This window comes from Paractinoplanes pyxinae, from assembly GCF_026626335.1.
GTDB classification, from domain to species: domain Bacteria; phylum Actinomycetota; class Actinomycetes; order Mycobacteriales; family Micromonosporaceae; genus Actinoplanes; species Actinoplanes pyxinae.
Window position 1 is genome coordinate 1 of sequence record NZ_JAPNTZ010000037.1, and the last position, 1,317, is coordinate 1,317.

1 protein-coding gene is annotated in these 1,317 nt (G+C 65.7%); it reads right to left on the bottom strand.

Annotated features, from left to right (window positions below):
* Positions 1 to 30: 30 nt before the first annotated feature.
* A protein-coding gene (locus OWR29_RS47945) for an IS3 family transposase (RefSeq protein ID WP_267570392.1) occupies positions 31 to 1,265 on the bottom strand; the annotation gives its coding sequence in 2 pieces (ribosomal slippage) (positions 31 to 986 and positions 986 to 1,265; 1,236 coding nt in all).
* Positions 1,266 to 1,317: the final 52 nt, after the last annotated feature.

The following is a 1,317-nucleotide window of genomic DNA, read 5'->3' on the forward strand; positions in this document are numbered from 1 at the left end:
TGTCAAGCCCCGGGTTTGGTGGAGAGTTGGTTAGCTGGTTTCCAGGGTTGCGGTGACCGCTTGGGTCATCGCGTCTAGTGCTTCGTGTTCGGCGGGTGGGACGTGTCCGAGTTCGCCGTGCAGGCGGCGGTTGTTGTACCAGTCGATGTATTCGACGGTGGCCATCTCCACATCGTCGAGGCCGCGCCAGGGGCCTTTGTTGCGGACAAGTTCGGCCTTGAACAGCGAGTTGAACGCTTCGGCCATGGCGTTGTCGTAGGAGTCGCCCTTTGAGCCGACCGAGCTGACGGCGCCGGCCTCGGCGAGGCGCTGGCTGTAGCGGATTGCTCGATATTGGACTCCGCGGTCGGAGTGGTGGACCAGTTTCCGCAGGTCAGCACCTTGGTTCTCGCGCCGCCAGACGGCCATCTTCAACGCGTCCAACGCCAGGTCGGTGTAGAGCGACGTGGCGACTTGCCAGCCGACGATCAGCCGGGAGTACACGTCGAGGATGAACGCGGCATAGACCCAGCCTGCGCTCGTGCGCACGTAGGTCAGATCGGCGACCCACAACTGGTTCGGATGCTCGGCGGTGAAGTCCCGTTTGACCAGGTCAGCAGGCCGTCCGGTCTCCGGGGCGGGCCGGGTCGTGCGCGGCGACTTGTCCCGCAGCAGCCCGCGCAGCCCGGCCGCACGCATCAGCCGCTCGACGGTGCACCGGGCCACCGGTATGCCCTGGCGGTGCAGTTCATGCCAGACTTTGCGAGCCCCGTAGACGCTGTAGTTCGCCTCGTAAATCTGCTCGATCGTGACGGTCAGCTGTTCGTCGCGCCGCGATCGAGCGCTGTCGGGGCGGGTTTTGGCGGCGTAGTAGGTCGACGGTGCGATCTGCGCCGGCGTGCTTTCGAGCGCCTGCAGGACCGGCTGGACACCGTGTTCGGCCTTCACAGAGTCGACGAAGGCGACCTTCATCGCGACGGACGGTCCAGCTCCGCCGCGAAGAAAGACGCCGCGGACTTCAGGATCTGATTCGCCCGCCGCAGCTCACGATTCTCCCGCTCGAGAGCGGCGAGGCGTTCGGCGTCGCTGCTGGTCGTGCCCGGCCGGTCACCGGCGTCGACCTCGGCCTTCTTCACCCAGCCACGCAACGCTTCAGGATGGATCCCGAGTTGATCGGCGATCCTGCGGATCGCTCCGACGCTCGATGCCGGGTCCCGGCGGGCCTCGACCGCCAGCCGGGTCGCACGCTCACGCAGCTCATCGGGGTACTTCTTCGGTGCCGGCATAGCTAAATCTTCTCCCAGGTTTCGATGTCTCCATCAAACCCGGCGCGAAACA